Annotated in this window: 1 protein-coding gene; it reads right to left on the bottom strand. The window is 41.3% G+C overall.

Features of this window, described 5'->3' with window-relative positions; translation table 11 throughout:
• The coding region (locus HC176_RS16745) for an AI-2E family transporter (RefSeq protein WP_167920153.1) at positions 1 to 429 on the bottom strand (429 nt) is incomplete at both ends.

The following is a 429-nucleotide window of genomic DNA, read 5'->3' as shown; positions in this document are numbered from 1 at the left end:
AAAAAGAAGGAAATAAAAATCACTGAAAACACGGCGATGATTCCGGCTCCCAATATTCCGAAGAAGTTATTGAGATACTGCGGAATGGTAGTGATATCGAAATTGCGAATGAATTCTGTTTGCTTGATACCTTCAATGATATCGATCTCTTCGACTCCTAAATAGTTGTTGATCTGGTTGTTCAATTCATTAAGATCGCGGGTGAAGGCATCCATGTCTATCTGCCCCAGGTTCTTGCTCTGTTCCACAACAATTGGAATAAAGATGGTGATCAAACCAGTAAAACTGCTTAACACCAGTAGCAGGACAAGAACCACTGCAACTTTATTCGGGATCTTTAAATGGTTGCGAAGGAAAATCACTACAGGCCGTCCAACAAGGGAAATGACTCCCGCAACAGCAATATACACCAATACCGACTGAATAAGG

It is taken from the genome of Tamlana crocina (assembly GCF_012037625.1).
This window is presented reverse-complemented; position numbering and strand designations above follow the sequence as displayed.